This is a genomic window from Bacillus sp. SD075, from assembly GCF_017355165.1.
Taxonomy (GTDB): Bacteria; Bacillota; Bacilli; order Bacillales; family DSM-1321; genus Peribacillus.
Map to the genome: position 1 here is coordinate 191,579 of NZ_JADILK010000002.1, position 19,489 is coordinate 211,067.

Genomic DNA, 19,489 nt, shown 5'->3' on the forward strand with positions numbered 1-19,489 from the left:
AAGAACCTACAATTCCCTTTTCCTCATTTATGGGAAGGCAATCCGTTGCGATTATACAATGCTATGCTTTATGATCATTTCAGGAAATCAGGTTGCTCTTTTCTGATTCTGTTCCAAAGAGGCTGAAAACTCAGCCAGCCCTCATATTCCGTTCCCGTTTGTTCTGCCGTTAACTTTGCATACTCTTCTTCTATAAAAATAGGCTTACCTACAGATTCAGCCATTATCTGTGCTTGACATGAACGTTCCATCGTTATGAACCACCACGCAGCTGAATCTACAGACTGGCCCACCGTAAGCAGACCATGGTTACGGAGGATGACAGCTTTGTATTGACCTAAAGCCCTGGCAATTCTTTTCCCTTCCTCTGATGCATAAACCACACCAGTAAAATCATCAAATAATGCATGGTCATTGTAAAATTGGCAGGCGTCTTGCGTAATCGGATCTAAAAGTCTCCCTAAGGAAGACCATGTCTTCCCATAGACCGAATGAGCATGTGCCGCTGCAATTGCGTCCGGCCGTGCTTTATGAATTTCGGAATGAATGGCAAAGGCAGCACCATTCACTGAATGTTCCCCCTCTACAATATCACCCTTATGATTGACCAATATAAGATCCGAAACGGAAATTTGACTAAAATGCATCCCAAACGGATTGACCCAGAAATGATCTGTATATTTAGGATCCCGGACCGTAATATGGCCAGCTATCCCTTCATCGAAACCAAACTTTGAAAAAAGTCGGAATGAAGCTGCCAACCGTTCCTTCCTGTGATTGCGTTCTTCTTCCATTGTATTGAATGTTGCGGGTTGCAGGGAAATTGCCTTTGTCATTTTCCTTTCCTCCTCAATTTTTTCGGTTTTTTTCTGAACCCTCAATTAGCCATGGTATCCATATCAGCTTTACCCTTTACGTCTTGCTTTCCTTCACTTTCGTTCTTGTGAACATGATTGGAACTTAGTAAAGTAATCGTGGTGATGACAACAAAACTAGTAGCGAGCCCGTACAGAATCGGTTGCGTGGAGGAAGGTCCATTAATCACCAATCCTACAATAATAACAATCATGCTGGCCAGAATGGAGTAAAATGCTGCTGTAGCCGTGACCCTTTTCCAAAAGAAGCCAAGGATGATTGGAAAGAACACAGCACCGGATAAAATTGCGTAAGCTACATCCAATGCAACTAAAATATCTTGAATCCATATCGAAACGATTATGGTCAATACACCAATCGTTAAAGTTGTAATTCGAGATGTTTTTAAAAATTGGCGTTCACTCATTCCTGGACCGATATATTTTTTTATGATGTCATTAACGACTAAAGTGGACGAAGCAAGCAAAGTTCCTGAAGCTGTGGACATAAGGGCAGATACCACACTCGCTATGACAACCCCCAATAGACCCGCAGGTAAAGTTTCCATCGCTATACTCGTAAATGCATTTTGTGCATCGCCTAAATTAGGAAGGATAATAAAAGCACACATTCCAATGATACTGATTGCGATCGCATAAAAAACACTATATATTCCCGCTCCTACCGTTCCACCCCGGGAGATCGCTTCGGTTCGTGCGGTAAAAAGACGCTGCCAAATATCTTGGCCAACAACCACCCCTAGAGTAAATAGTAGGAAATATTGAAAAATTGTCTCTCCGCCAATATTGCCTAACTCGAAATGTGATGCAGGGAGATTTTCTTTAAGCGAGCCCCATCCTCCTGCCTTAGAGATGCTCATTGGAAGCATGATAAAGAAAATCCCGATCGTCATGATGACGAATTGCACGACATCAGTCATGGTGACTGACCACATACCTCCTAAAATTGTATAAAATAAAACAATCCCACCCCCGACTATCATGGAAACCGTTAAATTCCAGCCAGCCAAAACATGTAAAATCGTCCCCATCCCAATCACTTGCGTTACAGTCAGCATGAATGTATAGATAACAGAGACAAGGGCACTGATCAATCTTGTTTGAGAGTTGTATCGCTTCTCAAGCATTTCACTGATCGTCAATACTTTTAAATCAAATATCTTATTTGTTAAAAACAACCCGATGGCGATAATGCCGAGCCCGATCATCACCACTAGCCAAATACCGGATATCCCAAACTGATAACCTAACTTTGCTGTTCCTAGAGTAGAAGCACCCCCTAATATCACAGCAGCTAAACAGGATAAATACATAAAATGACCGAGATTACGTCCTGCCACAATGAAATCATCTGCTGTTTTTGCCCGTTTGGATCCGATTACTCCCACAATGATCAAAACAGAAAAATATAGAATCATGATCGATATATCCAAAATATGCATGTACACATCTCCTTTTGGGCTTGTTTTTTTCTTTTCGCTTTGTAATGAGGCAAGGAAGGGATTTCACCCATTCCTTCCTTCTTTACATTTAAATGAGGAAACTAGTTGTTAAGCTGCGTTTCCATATCTCCCACTCTCTCTTTTTTCTCCAGTTTACCTTTTTTTGCGAGAGCGATGAGAGTGATGAATTCATAGACGATATTAGCGGCTGCGGCAGCTGTGATTTGCCCGTGATCGTATGATGGTAAAACCTCAACAAGATCGAATCCAACAAAATCTATATTCGTCAATCCCCTCACTAAGGCTAAAGCATCATCAATGCTGGCACCGGAAACTTCAGGGGTGCCCGTTCCTGGAGCATAGACCGGATCTAAAAAATCAATGTCAAAAGATAAAAACACTGGACCATTTGCAACACGCTCATGAATGATCCCTAGCATCTTTTCGACCCCGATACGTTTATAATCGTTTGTCGTATAAACGCCCAAACCTAAATCCCGGGCATCCTGAAGATCTTCCGGTCCATAAAGACCGCCCCTCATACCAATTTGAAGAGACCGCGATACATCGATGAGACCCTCTTCTATTGCGCGGCGGAAAACGGTTCCGTGATTATACTTTTGATCAAAATAACTATCCCAAGTATCAGAGTGAGCATCGAATTGAAGCAAGGCAACAGGTCCATGCTTTTTGGCGATCGCACGTAACTCCCCTAGTGTAATGGAATGATCGCCTCCCAATGAAATGGGAATGATCCCTTTTTCAATGATGGGAGTAAGCTCTTCTTCGATCTTTTTATATGTTTCAGAAATATATCCCGGAATGATCGGAATATCCCCATAATCAATTCCTGATATGTAGTCAAAAATATTAATATCTTGTTCTGGGTTATAAGGACGTAAAAGGATTGAAAAATCACGAACGGCTTCTGGTCCGAATCTCGCACCCGTTCTAAATGATTGCCCGGAATCAAAAGGAATTCCCGTAATGACAAAATCCATATGTTCATCTATCTGTTCAACAAATGGGAGCCGCATAAACGTACGCACTCCACAAAAACGGGGTGATTTGAATGAGTCTTTCGGTTGATACTTCATCATGTAACATCCTCCTAAATTCTAATTCTGCTATTATTATTTTTTACACCACTGCAATTGCAGATGCCATACAAACTTCCATCTTTTCTAATAGAATGGTTATATAACACCCTTAGAAATTCTCTTCTTACCTTTTACACAAGCAAGATTCAGGCCAACTATTTCGCTGCAGTCTATAAGGCTTTTCGTTATTTTGTTTCATTAAACGATTAAAAACTTAATCATTTTCTTGTTTTTTGATTTAATTTTTGATTATTTAGACTTTTTGATTTATATTTTAATTAAACAGCATCCAAAAACCCAAAGGAGCGGAACTCATGTATGACGATATGCTGGAGGAAGAACTAAATAAGATTATTGAGACATCGAATAATAACATTCTCATTACCGATCAAGATGGAATCATTTTATATTCCAACCCAAAGCTTTGGGAGATTTATGGGATGGAAAGTGATTCTTATATCGGTACCTCCGTCTATCAATTGGAAAGCGAGGGCCTTCTCACACCTTCCATCAATGCGATTGTTTTAAAAGAAAAGAAAGCGAAGCGCATAATGCAAGCAACAAAAACCGGGCATGTTGTCATGTCGACTGGCTATCCCATTTTTAATAAGGAAGGACTTCTCGTTAGGGTAATCAGCTATGGTCAGGATCAAACCGAGATCCTGCAATTGCAGGATCAATTTGAGCAATTGCAACGAAAAGTAAAAGGCTATCAAACGGAAGTCGAGGATTTAAGAGAAAAGGAACTGGATTACCATTATATGATTGCTAGAAGTAATGAAACGAAGCATATTTTAAAAACGATCCATAATGTTGCAAAAACCGATGTCACGATTCTCTTATTAGGACCTTCGGGGGTAGGGAAAACCACTTTTGCCCGTGCTCTTCATGACCAAAGCAACAGAAAGAAAGAACCTTTTATCGAAGTGAATTGCAGTACGATACCTGATAGTTTGTTTGAATCAGAAATATTCGGCTATGAGCCGGGATCATTTACAGGGGCAAATAAACAAGGGAGGCAAGGTCTGATTGAGCAGGCTGACAGCGGAACTCTTTTCTTGGATGAAATCGGTGAACTTCCACTTACCATGCAAGCTAAATTACTGAAAGTATTACAGGAAAAAAAGATAAAGCGCATCGGTGGAAAAAAAGAAAACCATATTAACTTCCGCCTGGTTGCAGCAACTAATCAAGATTTGAAGGAGATGGTAAGTCAAGGTAAGTTTAGATTGGACTTATTTTATCGTTTGAATGTGATTCCCATCCAAATTCCGGCATTACATGAACGTAAAGAAGATATCCCGCTCTTAATTCAGCATTACTTACAGAAAACCAATGATAAATACCAGAAATTCAAAAAAATCCATCCATCGACTTATGAGGTTTTAACCCATTATCATTGGCCCGGAAATATACGGGAATTAGAAAACTTAATTGAACGGTTAATCCTGACCATCGAAGAACCAATTATATTTCCCGAACACCTTCCGCAATCCATCACAGGGCAAATAGAACAGCCTGAAGAATCCACCTTCTTGGCTATCGAACAGGAATGTGAAGAGAATTTCGATTTAAAGAAGACACTGGAAAAGGTTGAAATGCAACTGATTGCAAAAGCATGGAAAAAATGTAGAACCACATACGAAATGGCAGAACATTTGGGCATCAGCCAGCCAACAGTCATCTATAAATTAAAGAAATACAAAAAATATTTGTAAATTCATCTTGACTAGAATCCCTGTATACCTTGAATGGTCCTAAACTTTTAGTCAAAGATGTATTCAAGCTAAGGGTGCTTTTTGAAACCTTTTATTCCGGCAAATCAGTGAAACCTATGATGTTATCGACAATAAGTCCAATTAAAAAGACTACATACATTCGACCGAAAAAAATCCATATTCAAGATGAATGATTCACAAGTATCATTTACGTTTCCCTATTATTAAAGTTAAAGTTTTGCAGGATTACATGGATTCAACGGAATGATTGTCAGTGAACCTCCTGCATCCCCTCCACTGTCAAGACAATGGTAGCCGCTAAACCAAATATCTGAAGGGAGGTTGTATCAGCTGCTGACACATTTAAAATCACATCATTATTATCAGCAGAAATCGCCGTTGCTGGTGGTATTATGAAGCTGGGAATGGGTGTAGCACCATTTAGAATCAAACCTCGTACCAGCAGGAAGTCCAGCGGTTGTAATTATTTGATACATCAAATAATTAAGACCAGTAACAGGAACGGTAAACGTAGTGTTTCCTCCACTCACTGAAAATGACCCTGAATTTGACCATAAAAAAACTGAAACCCATTATTCCTGTGGCTACTGTTTATCCATTTGCTCCAGTTGTACCAGTTTCCCGGGTGATCCAGTAGCCCCCATTATTTCCGTTGTTCCGGTTGCCCCCTGCTTTATAAACTCAAAGATACATACTGAAAAACCCTCCTGCTATGTTTGGCCAACTCCCAAATGTGGTTACTTCACAGCTCAGTATTAATGCAAAAAAGCTCCCATAAAAGGAAGCCATCCACTTACTACCATAGCAATCTTACCAACCATTTTTATCCTTTCAAGCTTTTTTCCAATTTGGAACCGCAAGATTCGCGGATGACTCATCTTCCAAAACAAATTTTTTCTTTTCAATGGTTCCGCCTTTCATTAAGGTCAGCAATAAGTTCGTTGCCTTTTTCCCTATTTCGTACTTAGGCTGGTCAATAGTCGTTATATACGGACTAAAAATCGATGCTATTTTCAAATTATCAAAACCTACTACAGCAATATCTTCGGGAACGCTCAACCCATGATCCTGGATCGCCTTTACAGCTCCCAGCGCCATTTCATCATTAAAAACAAACATGCTTCAGGCTTGTTTTCCAGCGATAATAGTTTCACCATCTGGTCATAACCTGAATCAATGCCATAATCCCCTTCCTGGATGAATTCTGGGTTGACTTTCAAGTGATGATTCTTCATTGCCTGCTGAATCCCCCCTAGGCGATGCCGGCTAAGAATGATGTTCATTGGCCCTGTTATATGGGCAAACCGTCTATGCCCAAGCTTGATTAAATGCTCCGTTACTTTTCTGGCACTGCTTACATTGTTTCGTGTTTGAATTGGATTACCGTCCTTATACATGGAATTCCATTGAAGAAACCTTTCCCAATATCAAAGCTCATAAAACCGCGAATGAAATCGATTTCATTTTTTGGGGGAGTTTCACCTGAAGAAAAACCAATCCAGGCTAAGGAATATCTAACCATCCTTAAACATGGAATAGTTCATGAATATTCGCACGTCAACTTCTGAATAATAAGCTTGTCCATTATTGCTTTCCGGGATGAAATCATTTTCATTTACTTTATAAGGAAATAATACAATGGGATTTTTTCCCGCAAACACTTTTTTTGTTTTTTTCATAATATTCCCTCTTCTATCCACTTCAAATCATTGATAGTTATGGAAATGGGCTTGTATATTTAGTTAACCGCATTTCCAGGAGGAAGAATATCTCTTCATCGTCATTGAAATCCCAGCTTGGACAGTTCTTGATCCTATATAATAACCACGATATCCTTAATGGTATTTTTGAATATTAATATTTCTAATCATAACTGACTTTATCGTTGGGATACCAACGATAATTAGAACTGCATCCCTTATAAACTGTTTATATAAACATATCGAACGACCTTCCTGCTCATTCCTTTACTTCACGTTTCCATCAATGTGACCATTTAATAAAATAAAAGATATTTTACTATATCAACAGAATAGGCATTACATAATAAAAAAAAGGCACCACTAATGGGAGCCGAAATTTAGAACAGGTTAGCTTAACGTCATTATTTCACTGCCTTTTTAGTAGCTTTCACTTCATATAAAGACCCTTCCGAACTGACAATATATTCAGGTTTTGGTTTCCCTAGGTTTGCTTTATGACCTGCGATATGGGCTTCACTTTTTTCCCACTGTTTCCAATGCGCCTCCGACTCCCAATTGATCATAACGATGACCTCTTCATCCCCGCGTCGCACTTTTTTCACCAACACACTTAAATCAATGAAACCTTCCTGCTTTTCAATGATCCCTTCCCCACTGAACCGTTTTACTACTTGTTCTGCATTACCTTCTTTTACCACCGTTTTTCTCATCTGAACGAACAATATGAACAACTCCAATCGATATACTTATATGAAGGATTTTAGTCGATAACGATTCTCATTGTCAATTATTAAGCTTTTGACTTTAGGATACAACTTAAAAACTTAAATTCCTAAAACAGAAATGGATCAGGAAGCTATGAGATCTTCCTGATCCATTTTTATTGTCATTCACCTTTTATCTTTAAGACTTTTGGGAACATAGTCATTCAGTTTGTTAAATAAAGAAGTAATGTAGGAGCTGAGTTCGAATCGATCCTCCTGAACAAATTCAACTAAAGACACTCCATTCTTTTTCATACCTTTTCCCCCTTTTAGTTTTTATCCCGGTGCAAAAGCTTTTCAGCCACTAATACCTGTGAATCCAGCCATTTTACTTACATATCTTCTCTCCATCATTTTCTTTATTTAATTATACAAGAAAGCGCTTACAATGTAAAATATTATAATACTATAGATTGCTATTTACTTAGAATGTTGCAGATAAATGAAGGTTTATCATCATATTTATATTATCAAGCTGTGCTGGTTTTTAGGTGTACTTCCTATACTTGTCTTGTTCACAGTGTTTAAAATTTCATGAGATGCCCTTCAAAATTTCTGTTAAACGTAGGAACTCTTCCTTATCACGATTCTTTAATGAGTCATCGATTTCTTTTTCAATTTGTGCTTTCCGATAATCACTAAGGGCCTTTTTTAAAACCATTTCAGCCATCTCTTCAGGTTCAAGCGATGTTCCTGGCAATTGCTTCTCCATACGAAACCAACTCCTTAACCTTTTTTCTATTATACTAAATAACTTGGAGATTATTATTATTTATTAAAATCTTATCCTGTTTTCATTTCCTTATCCTCATGATTTCCACTTTGCCACTCTTCTATACATGAAAAATAGTCAAAACTTTTCCATTTTATTTCTCTTTAGTCATTTTATCCGGGAAGGGAAGGTCGGATCGTTTATTTCCATTACTTTAGAATTAATTATATTCCAATACAGGTGATAAGAGCTAAGTTATTCGCTTCATTTTTTCAGAAAAGCCAGAAATATATTGACCCATATGAATAACCCCTCTAAAATAATCTAAATAATCCATTTTTTACTTATATTCCTCAACCACCGCTTTTGTTCATTTCGGCTGTATTTATTTTTATTAACAATTTTGATGAAAAACTATGCATTAAAGGAGCATCTTCCATGAAAAAAAGTCGAGTTCTTTTTGCTAGTTTAGCTGGTTCCGTTATTGAGTGGTATGATTTCTATTTATACGGGACGGCAACAGGTCTAGTTTTTACAACTCTATTCTTTCCCAATCATGATCCTGCTATTTCACTTCTTCTCGCCTTTGTTACTTTCGGGGCTGGCTACGCAGCCCGTCCAATCGGAAGTATCCTATTCGGTCATATGGGTGATCGCATCGGACGTAAGGCAGCACTCATGTTCACCCTCATTGGTATGGGAGGGAGCTCAATGCTTATCGGTGTTCTTCCCACTTACGCCCAGGTTGGATTGGCCGCCCCCGCCATCTTGGTAGTGCTAAGGTTGATTCAAGGAATTTCCTTGGGTGGTGAATGGGGAGGAGCCATCCTATTGGCAACGGAGTCTGCTCCAAAGGGGGTCCGTGGGTTATATGGTTCCGTTCCCCAACTAGGGGTCCCCATCGGTTTGGTTGCCGGTTCGTTTAGCCTAACCCTTATCAGTTCCTTGACAACCGATGCCCAATTTTTATCTTGGGGTTGGCGAATTCCATTCCTTTTAAGCGGTGTACTGATCGGATTGGCAATCTGGGTGAGGAGTGGCATTGAAGAAACTCCGGAATTCCAACAGCAGAAAGATAGCGGTGATCTTGCGAAAGTTCCCATTATTGAAACGTTGAAACACGATTGGAGAAGTGTGCTGCAAGTAATCGGACTGAAAATTGGGGACGGGTTCTTCAATGTATTCATCATGTCCTATGTTCTCGTCTTTACTACACTGTATTTTGGTTATTCCCAAGATTCAGCCCTTACCGGTTTAACGATTGGCTGCGCTACAATGCTAATTACCATTCCTGTCATTGGGTACATTTCTGATTTTATCGATCGAAAAATCATCTATTTTGGGGGCCTGATTCTCCTTTTCGTCTCGGCCATCCCATATTTCACAATGATTGGGCGTGGGGTCGGCTGGTTCTACTTTATGCAGGCAGTTGTGCTCGGCGTCATCTGGGGAGCCATTTTTTCTACACAAGGGATATTATTCTCCGAACTCTTCCCAGCTAAGGTCCGTTATACTGGATTATCTGTCGGTTATCAGATCGCTGCAGCCATTGCAGGTTTCGGTCCGCTCATCTGGACTACCATGGCAGTATCATATGGCCCATCCCCTTTGGTATTTGGCGGATTCATGATGGCAGGTCTCGCAATTTCCCTTGCGCTTTGTATATTAGCACCGCATTTCAGCAGAAAGCCTGTAAAGGATCAAACACACAAACCCCATGAGCTGGATATGAACTGATTCTAAAGTCCCTGGCATAAGAAAAACAGAGGCCGCTTGGACAAGCGGCCTCTGTTTTTCTTAAAACGCATATACCTCTCTAAACTTCCTTACTTCCTACAATCTCCAAAAGATCAGCCAGTGTCCGGATTTCATAGGTAGGCTTGATTCCCAGATTATTATCCTTTTGATGGGGATTGTACCAGCATGTATCCATTCCATAATTCAAGCCGCCCTGTATATCTGATGTCAAGGAGTCACCCACTATCAGCGCTTTCGATTTATCTGTAATCTTTAACTTGGAAAATGCATAATCAAAAATCCCTCTATCAGGCTTCTGAACCCCCACCTCTTGGGAAACTATTAAAGTTTCAAAGGTATTGCAAAGGGGTGACCCCCCGATTCTTGCCTTCTGCACTGTCGTGAAGCCATTCGTTATAATGGCCAACCGGCATCCCCCAAGCTTCTCACAAACCTCAAAAGCACCAGGCACAAGATGTATTTCCTTTCCCAAATGTTCTAAGTACGTACGGCTGAAGGCATCCGCATTGATATCAAGCCCATGCTTCAGGAACAACCGCCTGAACCTTTCAACGCCTAGATTTGTTAAATCAATTAGCCCCTGTTCCAAATCTCTCCATAATACCTCACTGATTTCTTGGTAGCATCCCGTATAATCCTCTGCCCCTCTGGGAACACCGAACTCTAAGAAAGCTTCATGCAGTGCCTTTTTTTCCGATACTCCAAAATCCAGCAATGTATCATCAGCATCAAATAAGATAATCTCGTATTTCATCGCTGCCTCCATAATCATTTTTGTCTAACTTAACACATTTCCTTTAATTGCGTATTACTTAAAGTAGATTCATGGTAAAGATATACTGCAAACTTGGAGAACTACAAAAGGATAGCTTCAAAGACTATCCTTTTTTGTATGGTTCTTTATAGGATTTATCGATAGTCATAGAAGATAAGGCGAATAGGACGGTCTAATATACCACGCTCCCTCTGATCAAGAAGTGATTATTCGTTTAACCCCATCGTTTGTTGGTTCTTTCTAGTGAAAGCACTGACAGCCAGCATGACGATAAGGTTAAAGGTAATGGCGACGATTCCTCTATCAAGATCCTGTATGAAATGTGGTGCATTTTGGGAAAAAGGGGCCATTGTTGCCTCTGCCAGCGTAAAGTAAGCGACCAAACACCACCCCTAAAACCATTCCCGCAGAGTCCCCCATTTTACTTGCCGGTTTTCTCTTAAGCAAGCTGTTCATTCGATGTGTCAGGTTAACGGCTTTGTAATATTCCTTGATCAAATCGTGGCTGCTGTCAAGATTAGCATCGAACATAGTCCAAGGCCTGCTTCACCAACAACTTAGAGTTTCGAACATTGGTTGTATCCCACAGAAGTAATGCATTGGCAAATATATGACCAAAAACACACTTATGACAAGAATGGGATATATTCCAATACTTCGGTCCGAGCAGAACCGTGAATTCCTGACACATATACAAAACCAGTTACGCAGAGCATTCCGATCAAACGCCAACCGTTTGGGGGAATTAATCCAAATGATGCTTCGGTAACTATGATTTGAAATCCTTTTAACCCTTTGGCGGCAAGTCTCTTATTTTTTTATGAAGATCCTACTATTTTTTCACCTCTCGGTTTTGTACTATTAGAATCCGGTTCTCTTGTGATGCCAATTTGATTGAATTTATCTTTAATCGACAGTTTGTATGTCAATGATCCCGTGCCGGCTTCATCAGGTTTGAAAACTCCTGCATTTGTCCGTTTTCCATCTTTCAGCAACCATACCTGATACACCTCGGACTCTTGAAGGCTAGGCAAATTCTGAATCTGCACGATTAACCTTCTTTCTTCACCTTGCTGCAAAATGTATGCTGCTCCCTCTGTATTCATATTTACAGCCATTTTATCGGATGGCTGCAGAGGTAGAGCCGTCTGAACTTCCATTGGCAGATTGATAGCTGCACGTTCTTTCTTTAGTTGAATATTGGAATATAACAGCACAGACACTAAAACCAGAGCGGCAAGCAAGAGAGCTGAAGTCACTGGTGTAAATTGCTTAATGAAATAAATACTCCAATTCTTATTCTTTTCCTTTCTCATCGGAACTTCATCATCAGTCTCAAAGACGAAATTCATAACCTCTGATTTCAGGGATGAAGATGGTTCTATTTCTTCGAAATCCCATTTCAATGAAATCCAGGCTTCCGTCATTTGCTCATACTCCTTAGTGCATCCAGAGCATTGAAATAAGTGTTCCGCGAATGCTTTTTTTTCCTTTTCTCCCAGTTCACCCGATAAAAATGAAAGCAGGTTAGCGCACTCTGTATTCATTTACAAACCACCTACTTCCAAATGCTTTTTCAACAATTTAAGCGACTGATGAAGTCTGCTCTTGATGGTACCAATCGGTTCATTTTCGATTTTGGCAATTTCCGATAACGAATAGCCTTTCCAATACAGTAAATCAATCAGTCTTTTTTGCGGCTTGCTTAACTTACTTTTTGCATTGGCAATTTCACTGTGTAATAGCCCATTTTCTATATCATTATTCGGATCTTCTATGTCAATTGGATAACACATGTCCATGTGTTTGTTATTCCGAATATGAACGCTGTCTTTACGGACATAATCCACACACACATTACGTGTAACGGTCAAAAGCCAGCTTACAAAGTGCCCCTTTTCGGAATTGTAACTGCTTTTTGTGGTCCAGAGCTTTAAAAAGACCAATTGCACAACCTCTTTAGTTTTTTCAGCATTTCCATTTGTGAATTTAAAAATAAAACCATAGATTAATTTAATATGCCGATCATAAAGTTCTTCCAGAGCAGGACGATGGTTTTTCATTACTAATGCCATCAATTCCTTATCAAGTTTTTCTTTCAACCGCACCTGCAACTCCTCACCAGTAAATTTGGAAAAAACGTGTAACAGGAACGACCCTCAGTGATCGGCCCTTTTTCTTATTTTGGAAAAACCGTCTTGTTATTTACAATATACCAAACATTTTTCACACCTTCGCCATTGACATCTCCCACTGCCTTATCATTCACAAAATAGTAGAGTGGAAATCCTTTGTACGTTACCTGTTCTTCCCCTGTATCTTCCCTTTGAACGGTTCCAAAGTCTTTTTCCTCAAATCCTTTAGGAACAGCAAAATCCCTTTCCATGAACGGCGGCCATTTTTTCAGACAATCACCCATGCAATTGCTTTTTCCTGATTTATCATTCTTGAAAAAGTAAAGTGTCATTCCCTTGGAATCAGCCAGGTATTCGCCTGTTGTTTCACTTTCCAATAATTTCAGGGTTACTGCTTTTTCACCGGGAGTACCACTATCCACTTGATCATTTTGGGATGAATCATTAGCTTCATTTCCACATGCCGCCAAAACTAGGACCATCATAAAAACTGAAAATACCAACCACTTTTTCATACACTCTCACTCCTCGTCAATTTACTTCCATCCCCATTTTTGAAATACTTGATGGGATTCTTCCGTTTTAAGATAATTAATGAATTGTTTTGCCTTTTTCTTGTTTTCACTCTTACTTGTTATGCTTACTGGGGTTCCTCTATAGAGCTTGTCTTCCTCAGGGAGTTGAACCAGGTCCGTCACATCCGCCAGGCGGTAATGCCAGGATTCATATGTAATCCAGGCATCCAGTTTAGAATTTGCCTTCCATAGATCGATGGCATCTGCACTGGACTTCACTGAAATGTCAATATTCCTGCTAATTTCAGGAATCAATCCTTTTCTTCCAGCCAAATCTTCCCATAGCCCCAGTTGTCCGGCTCCATTAACATCTACAATCTTAACGCCCTCCTTCGCTAAACCCTCCAATGACTGTATATTCTTTGGGTTTCCTTTTCTGACCAGAATTCCAGCTGACCGTGCATACAATTGGGTACGTTTTTTTTCGTCAAGGACCTCCGGATGATCATGCATAAATTCAGTTAGCATATACTCGGACCCTCCGTAAATGATATCCGCATCCTGTTTGGCTTGATCAATCCATTTTTCTTCAGGCCCAGCTGTTACTTCAACTTTTATCCCTGTTTCTTTAGTGAATTGTTCCGCCACTTCCTTGATAGGTCCAAGAGGTCCGCCTGGACCATATACTTTTACGGCGTCGTTGACATCATGCCCCTGATTCGAACCCATTTCCGGTGAAAATCCTAACAAGGCTGCCATCAATGATATCCACCCAACAAAAATGACCTTTTTCAAGTTTTTCATCTCTCCCTTCTAAAAAGCCTTTGTACAATAGATAACGGGACTAATCCCAAAACGGTTTGAAAAAAATTGTTAATTATTTTTATCCTGCTGCCAAATAAACCTTATGGTCTTCAGCTATTCCCTTTTTTGCCTCAACAAAAAAACCATTCGAAAACGGAATGGTTGCAGACAGTAGACCATCCCGATAATAATTGGGTGTGTCTACGGTTTTTTGAGGATATGTATAAATTGAAGGTTGCGTTCACTTCAGGCACTCGCTTTCCGAGGGCGGTCCGCCCTCGGCGCCTTTACGGCTGCTTGGTATCCCTTGGACGCGTTATCACCCAGGAGTCCCGTACTCTTCCTTTCCAATCAACTTTGGTTTTAAATTAAGATAGAACTCCCTTTTGCCTACTTTCATGCCCACTTTTTTTCAAGTCTCTTAATTCTAGGCAGTGGCAACAAAAGTTAGCTTGAATTCCTTCCCTTTCTCTGTCTACTTCTTTTACCAATCACAGCAATCACCAGCAATAACAGAGGAATAATCGTTTGCATCAAAATTCCTTGTAATGGAAATACGTTGACATCATTACGACTGACTTCCATAGAGCTAGGCAACGACCACAAACTGAATATGACAATCAAAATCCCTACCGGCCATACAATAGCACGATAGCCGGAGAGATTCAGCCACTGCGCTGTACCTAAAGCAGAAACATAATAAAAAACGGAAATTTTCACAAACGCCCCTACTATCCATACTGCCATGACGGCAGACTCTACATGTTCAAAAAAGTCGGCCAAACTAATGTATCGAGATACACTCATCAAGGGGTACAGTTTTGTGGATGTGGCTGACCCAAGTATAAAAAGAACCAGAAGATTCACCACAACTAACGTCATCATCACGGCAAACACAGACATCATCCCGGATTTCATTCCTTTTTTCATATCCGCCAAGAAAGGAAGAAGAAAAATGATCAGGAAAAACTCGCTGAACCATCCCCCCGGAACAATCGCTCCCTTGATTGGGGGCATTATACCATCCTCCAATACCGGGAATATATTCTTAAATTCGAGATCGGGAATCAGCAAGAGGATTAAGATACAGATTGGAAAAATGAAAACAGGTAGAAACAATTCAGCAGCTCGTCCCAGCACTTCTATTCCCCCGCGTACAATGAAAGCACACAGAAGCACCATCGATGCCATGATCACACTAATCGGGGTACGTACCAGAAAAGAGCCGACAACAAATTCTGCGTAGCCTCTAACGATTAGTCCCGTGTTTTCGATATAAAAAAACAAGAGTAAAAAACCAAGAATTTTCCCCGGAATCCGACCAATCATCTTTTCAGTGAATTGGAAAACCGTTTGTTTCGGAAAAATTCGGTGCAGTTTACATGCGATATACACCGTCAGGTAACCTATGAGAGCAGCAAAAATGGGGGACAGCCATAAATCTGTTTTGGCATATTTGGCAGTGATGCTTGGAACTCCGAGAATGGCCGTTGCCACAATCGTCGGATACATCATGAATGCCATCTGCAAAGATGAAATTTTTCCTTTCTCCATCATCTTCCTCCTTTCTAGGATAGAATGGAAAATTGAAATCACATAACCTACTGATAGATTCACTTTTCCATAAATTCCCCAAACGGTCTAAACAAAGTTTGAATCCATTCAGTAGGCCCTGACATTTGTGGGAGATTGAACATGGACAGAACCAGGCCCATGAGGAGCAGTGTAAGAAATGCCACTTTATCTTTTTTAGGATTTTTTTTTCATTTTCGGCCATTCATACAAAATGATTAGAGTTACAATCGCGGTTGTACAAAAAAAAGCCCCCCATCTCACTTGTCCTTCACCTCTTTCTCAGACATACCCATCGGTTTGTTTATATAGCCTTGTCTTCGAATATGGGCCACTACATCGATTTCCACTTCCATTTCCGCGAATATCTCATCCCAATGGTTTTCGACCTTATTAAACTGTTTAGGATATTTCTGATAGAAATCTTTGCCTAATCCTAAAATGTCCGACTGAAATTGGCATCAAGTGAATCTGCAGGCTTAGAATCCAGGTAATTATCTTGCATCAGGGATTTTTTCACATTCTTTTTTCTTAACAATTTGCCTACATTACGAATCAAGCTGGTTACCCCCATTTTTTTTTGCAGGTCGCTCTAACTCCATTTTTCTATGTTTCTTCATTAAGGGGATTTTATACAGAAAATCCTGAGCCCGGCATGAACTTATATTCAGCAGATTGAAAAGCTATATTAAAAGTCGATATTGAATAAACCGTAAACCTTTGTGATATCCTGTTTGTAATTAATAACTAAGGGGTATATCAAAAATCGAGACTACATATTATTCAAAAATACTGTCTCTGACTATATATTGTTTATTGATACGTAAGGCCATAAAGTAGCGGTAATTTTTTTAAAGGATGGATCTTCTCTTTAAAATACCTCTACTTTCTTTTTTTTATAAGTTCCATGAGCATTCAAACTAAACAATAGAAGATATAGAAGATAAGGGAGATTCTATGCCATTCTTAATCACATTGCTCGGATTATTAGTTTCGACAATAATCGCTACAATATTAAATGCCAAATGGCCTCGTATTCCACTTCCGATATATCAGATTTCCATGGGAGCAGTACTTTCATTATTACCACTTCACTTATCCTTTGATTTTCATTCAGAATTATTTATGATCTGTGTCATTGCACCGCTGCTCTTTACAGAAGGAAAAAATACGTCCCGTAAAGAAATGCTCGAATTGCGTAAGCCTATTTTGTTATTGGCCTTTGGGTTAGTATTTGTGACCGTTTTTGCCGGAGGGTTTTTCATCCACTGGTTAATACCTGATATGCCGATGGCTGTTGCTTTTGCTTTGGCAGCTACAATTACCCCTACGGATGCTGTAGCGGTACAATCGATTACTAAAGGATTGAAATTACCCGGAAATATGATGCCCATCCTGGAAGGTGAATCACTTTTCAATGATGCTGCCGGAATCGTTGCTTTTAAAGTTGCCCTGGCAGCTGCCCTAACTGGAGCATTTTCTATAAAAGATGCTTCTCTTAATTTTATATTTGTAGCTTTAGGCGGTATCTTTATAGGTATCCTATTGGGCTATTTAATCGTTAAATTACGATTATTTTTACGGGTTCATGGACTTGAAGAAATCCCCATGTCTATTGTTATTGAACTAATCACTCCTTTTTCCATATATATGGCAGCTGAAGAATTCCATGTATCAGGAATCTTGGCAGTGGTTGCTGCTGGTGTAATTCATGGCATCGAGCGGGACCGCCTTCAGAGTTCCACAACTAAATTACAAATTGTGTCAACTAATACATGGTCTGTATTAGGTTATGTTTTGAATGGACTTGTATTTGCTTTGTTAGGATTTATGTTGCCGAATGTTTATCAGGAAATGGAGTCCAGCTTAAATAGGGGTAATCTTTTTGGGATAAGTGTCTTGATTGTTCTTTTATTATTGGTGATCCGTTTTATTTGGGTATACATTCTGCATGATACTTTTACGAAAAACAGAGTGAATCCATTAGAGCAATTCATTATGTCCAGGGTTCACCCAGAAGGTAGCAATGACACCGATGAGGAGAATGTTTCAAGATCACGATTTGCATTTCTGGCATCCGTTAGCGGCATTCATGGAACCATTACATTAGCTACAGCTTTATCCATACCCTATTTTATGCCGGATGACACTTTATTCCCGATGCGTAATACAGTCTTGTTTATCGCAGCTTGCGTTATATTGTTAAGCGTCACATTGGCTACGGTTCTCTTGCCATTACTGGTAAAGACACCGATTGAATACAAAGATGAACGCCTAACCACTAAGGAGGCTTATAAAATTGTTTTAAACAAAACGATCCATCAGCTTAGCAAAGAAGCAACCATGGATAATCAGAAAGCTGTCCATCAAGTAATGGAAGACTTAAATGAACAACTGATAGATTTGGAACGAGGAATAACGAATAAACCGGATAATCCAACAATACGCGGTTTAGTGGAGCTAGGGGCCAATAAGGAATTGGAGATCGTTTCCGTATTAGTCGAAAAAGGGACTATATCTGAAACAGCCTTTGACCTTTATAAAGTGTATATTTCAAGAAACTTAAATTATATGCAAAAATCTTCACTGAAAAGGGCTTGGATCAATTTGCAATCCATTCTTTTCAAGAAAAAGATCAATATAAAATGGGATAAGAAATGGGAAGCAAAATTAGAGGAGTCCATCGTTAAAAATGCGGACCTGATCCGGGAGTTCCGTAAAGCACAAAAAGAAGCTTCAAAGGAAGCCATTTCATTGATCAAACAACAAACTACACCTAAAAACCGTCATGAAGTCATGCTTGTCATTCAACGATATAATCGTTATTTGAATCCATTCGGAACATTAAGTGAAAAAGAAGCAAATCGCTTTGAAGAGATGGTGAGTCATTTTCAGTTGAATGCGATGCAAATCGAACGGGATATCATTCAGCAAATGGTTGAAGATGAGCAAATATCCATGCAAACGGCAACTGAGCTAAGACAAAACCTAATCTATGATGAAATGTTAATGATACAAAATTGATAAATTATAAAGAGACACCGATGCAACAGGGTGTCTCTTTATTTAAAACCAAAGGGGGTAAAACAAATGGAGGAATAACTATGGAAAAATGAAATGAAAAGACGTGCTATAGATCGAGCAGGTATAATGGCTTTCATGGGAAATCCAGAAGATTTTAGTTTAAGTTGGTACGAAATCCTCATGGCATCTCTTCCCATAATTCTTTTTGGGGTTCTTGTTTGGTCACAATGGTAAGTTAAATCACCGTTTTGCAGCTTTATCTTCAAGGCTCTTTTTGTAAAGATTGTTGTTTTTCAAACGAAACTATTTAAGGTCGATTGGAGCGGAAGTGCGAGACTCCTGCGGGAGCAGCGGGACAGGTGAGATCCCACAGGCGTTTCCTAGGAGGCTCACCGCCCGCCCCGCAGAAAGCGAGCATCTGGAGGGGAAATCAACCACACCGCACTACTTAGTAAATAGCAACAAAGTATGCGAAAACAGCCATCTTCAAAGAGAGCTTCCCCATTTTATAGTAAAAAGCAGTTGTTGTTACAATTGAACCCACTCAGTTATATGAAAACGTCTTTCCTGT

18 protein-coding genes and 2 pseudogenes are annotated in these 19,489 nt (G+C 39.7%); 3 read left to right on the forward strand and 17 right to left on the reverse strand.

The window, feature by feature from the left end; all coding sequences use genetic code 11:
- Positions 1–74: 74 nt before the first annotated feature.
- From IOC57_RS02965 to speB, 3 genes are all read right to left on the reverse strand, one after another.
- Positions 75–881: a class II aldolase/adducin family protein gene (locus tag IOC57_RS02965; protein WP_286184476.1), complete on the reverse strand. Its 807-nt coding sequence runs from the start codon at positions 879–881 to the stop codon at positions 75–77.
- Positions 878–2,317: a sodium:solute symporter family protein gene (locus IOC57_RS02970; protein ID WP_207437346.1), complete on the reverse strand. Its 1,440-nt coding sequence runs from the start codon at positions 2,315–2,317 to the stop codon at positions 878–880. Before IOC57_RS02970 ends, IOC57_RS02965 begins: the two co-directional genes overlap by 4 nt.
- Before the next feature lie 101 nt (positions 2,318–2,418).
- Positions 2,419–3,417, reverse strand: a complete 999-nt coding sequence (gene speB, locus IOC57_RS02975) for an agmatinase (protein ID WP_207437347.1) — start codon at positions 3,415–3,417, stop codon at positions 2,419–2,421.
- Between the two features lie 314 nt (positions 3,418–3,731).
- Here speB and IOC57_RS02980 point away from each other — a divergent pair, with 314 nt between their 5' ends.
- Positions 3,732–5,135, forward strand: coding sequence for a sigma-54 interaction domain-containing protein (locus IOC57_RS02980; protein ID WP_286184477.1), 1,404 nt, complete (start codon positions 3,732–3,734; stop codon positions 5,133–5,135).
- A gap of 271 nt (positions 5,136–5,406) precedes the next feature.
- Here the strand turns inward: IOC57_RS02980 and IOC57_RS25660 are convergent, their stop codons facing one another.
- The 5 genes and pseudogenes from IOC57_RS25660 to IOC57_RS03005 all read right to left on the reverse strand — a co-directional run bounded on the left by IOC57_RS25660 (position 5,407) and on the right by IOC57_RS03005 (position 8,335).
- Positions 5,407–5,586, reverse strand: a complete 180-nt coding sequence (locus tag IOC57_RS25660) for a hypothetical protein (protein ID WP_286184478.1) — start codon at positions 5,584–5,586, stop codon at positions 5,407–5,409.
- Between the two features lie 401 nt (positions 5,587–5,987).
- Positions 5,988–6,553: pseudogene (locus IOC57_RS26435) on the reverse strand (substrate-binding domain-containing protein).
- Between the two features lie 117 nt (positions 6,554–6,670).
- Positions 6,671–6,835, reverse strand: coding sequence for a hypothetical protein (locus IOC57_RS02995; protein ID WP_207437348.1), 165 nt, complete (start codon positions 6,833–6,835; stop codon positions 6,671–6,673).
- Between the two features lie 425 nt (positions 6,836–7,260).
- Positions 7,261–7,581, reverse strand: a complete 321-nt coding sequence (locus IOC57_RS03000) for an antibiotic biosynthesis monooxygenase family protein (RefSeq protein ID WP_207437349.1) — start codon at positions 7,579–7,581, stop codon at positions 7,261–7,263.
- 574 nt (positions 7,582–8,155) lie between these two features.
- A complete protein-coding gene (locus IOC57_RS03005) occupies positions 8,156–8,335 on the reverse strand; it encodes an IDEAL domain-containing protein (protein ID WP_063235405.1) in 180 nt (59 codons plus the stop codon).
- Positions 8,336–8,773: 438 nt separating this feature from the next.
- Here IOC57_RS03005 and IOC57_RS03010 point away from each other — a divergent pair, with 438 nt between their 5' ends.
- Positions 8,774–10,072, forward strand: a complete 1,299-nt coding sequence (locus tag IOC57_RS03010; RefSeq protein ID WP_207437350.1) for an MFS transporter — start codon at positions 8,774–8,776, stop codon at positions 10,070–10,072.
- 79 nt (positions 10,073–10,151) lie between these two features.
- Here IOC57_RS03010 and IOC57_RS03015 read toward each other — a convergent pair whose 3' ends face one another.
- The 9 genes and pseudogenes from IOC57_RS03015 to IOC57_RS25675 form a co-directional block, all read right to left on the reverse strand.
- A complete protein-coding gene (locus IOC57_RS03015; RefSeq protein ID WP_207437351.1) occupies positions 10,152–10,847 on the reverse strand; it encodes a YjjG family noncanonical pyrimidine nucleotidase in 696 nt (231 codons plus the stop codon).
- Between the two features lie 227 nt (positions 10,848–11,074).
- Positions 11,075–11,251 (reverse strand): hypothetical protein, encoded by a 177-nt coding sequence (locus tag IOC57_RS03020; protein ID WP_207437352.1) that lies wholly within the window; start codon positions 11,249–11,251, stop codon positions 11,075–11,077.
- A gap of 435 nt (positions 11,252–11,686) precedes the next feature.
- Positions 11,687–12,415, reverse strand: coding sequence for an anti-sigma factor (locus tag IOC57_RS03025; protein WP_207437353.1), 729 nt, complete (start codon positions 12,413–12,415; stop codon positions 11,687–11,689).
- Complete coding sequence (locus IOC57_RS03030) at positions 12,416–12,970, reverse strand: RNA polymerase sigma factor (RefSeq protein ID WP_207437354.1); 555 nt, start codon at positions 12,968–12,970, stop codon at positions 12,416–12,418. It abuts the gene before it with no gap.
- Positions 12,971–13,047: 77 nt separating this feature from the next.
- Positions 13,048–13,518 (reverse strand): COG4315 family predicted lipoprotein, encoded by a 471-nt coding sequence (locus IOC57_RS03035; protein WP_207437355.1) that lies wholly within the window; start codon positions 13,516–13,518, stop codon positions 13,048–13,050.
- 21 nt (positions 13,519–13,539) lie between these two features.
- Positions 13,540–14,322, reverse strand: coding sequence for an extracellular solute-binding protein (locus tag IOC57_RS03040; protein WP_207437356.1), 783 nt, complete (start codon positions 14,320–14,322; stop codon positions 13,540–13,542).
- 447 nt (positions 14,323–14,769) lie between these two features.
- A complete protein-coding gene (locus IOC57_RS03045; protein ID WP_207437357.1) occupies positions 14,770–15,876 on the reverse strand; it encodes a GerAB/ArcD/ProY family transporter in 1,107 nt (368 codons plus the stop codon).
- A 389-nt stretch (positions 15,877–16,265) separates the two neighbouring features.
- Positions 16,266–16,337: pseudogene (locus tag IOC57_RS26440) on the reverse strand (hypothetical protein); the annotation flags it as partial.
- The gene (locus IOC57_RS25675) at positions 16,331–16,453 is read right to left on the reverse strand and encodes a hypothetical protein (RefSeq protein WP_286184482.1); all 123 of its coding nucleotides are present in this window, start codon (positions 16,451–16,453) and stop codon (positions 16,331–16,333) included. The gene IOC57_RS25675 and the pseudogene IOC57_RS26440, both read right to left, overlap by 7 nt.
- A gap of 398 nt (positions 16,454–16,851) precedes the next feature.
- Between IOC57_RS25675 and IOC57_RS03055 the strand changes: the two genes are divergently transcribed.
- Positions 16,852–18,918, forward strand: coding sequence for a Na+/H+ antiporter (locus IOC57_RS03055; RefSeq protein ID WP_207437358.1), 2,067 nt, complete (start codon positions 16,852–16,854; stop codon positions 18,916–18,918).
- Positions 18,919–19,489 lie beyond the last annotated feature (571 nt).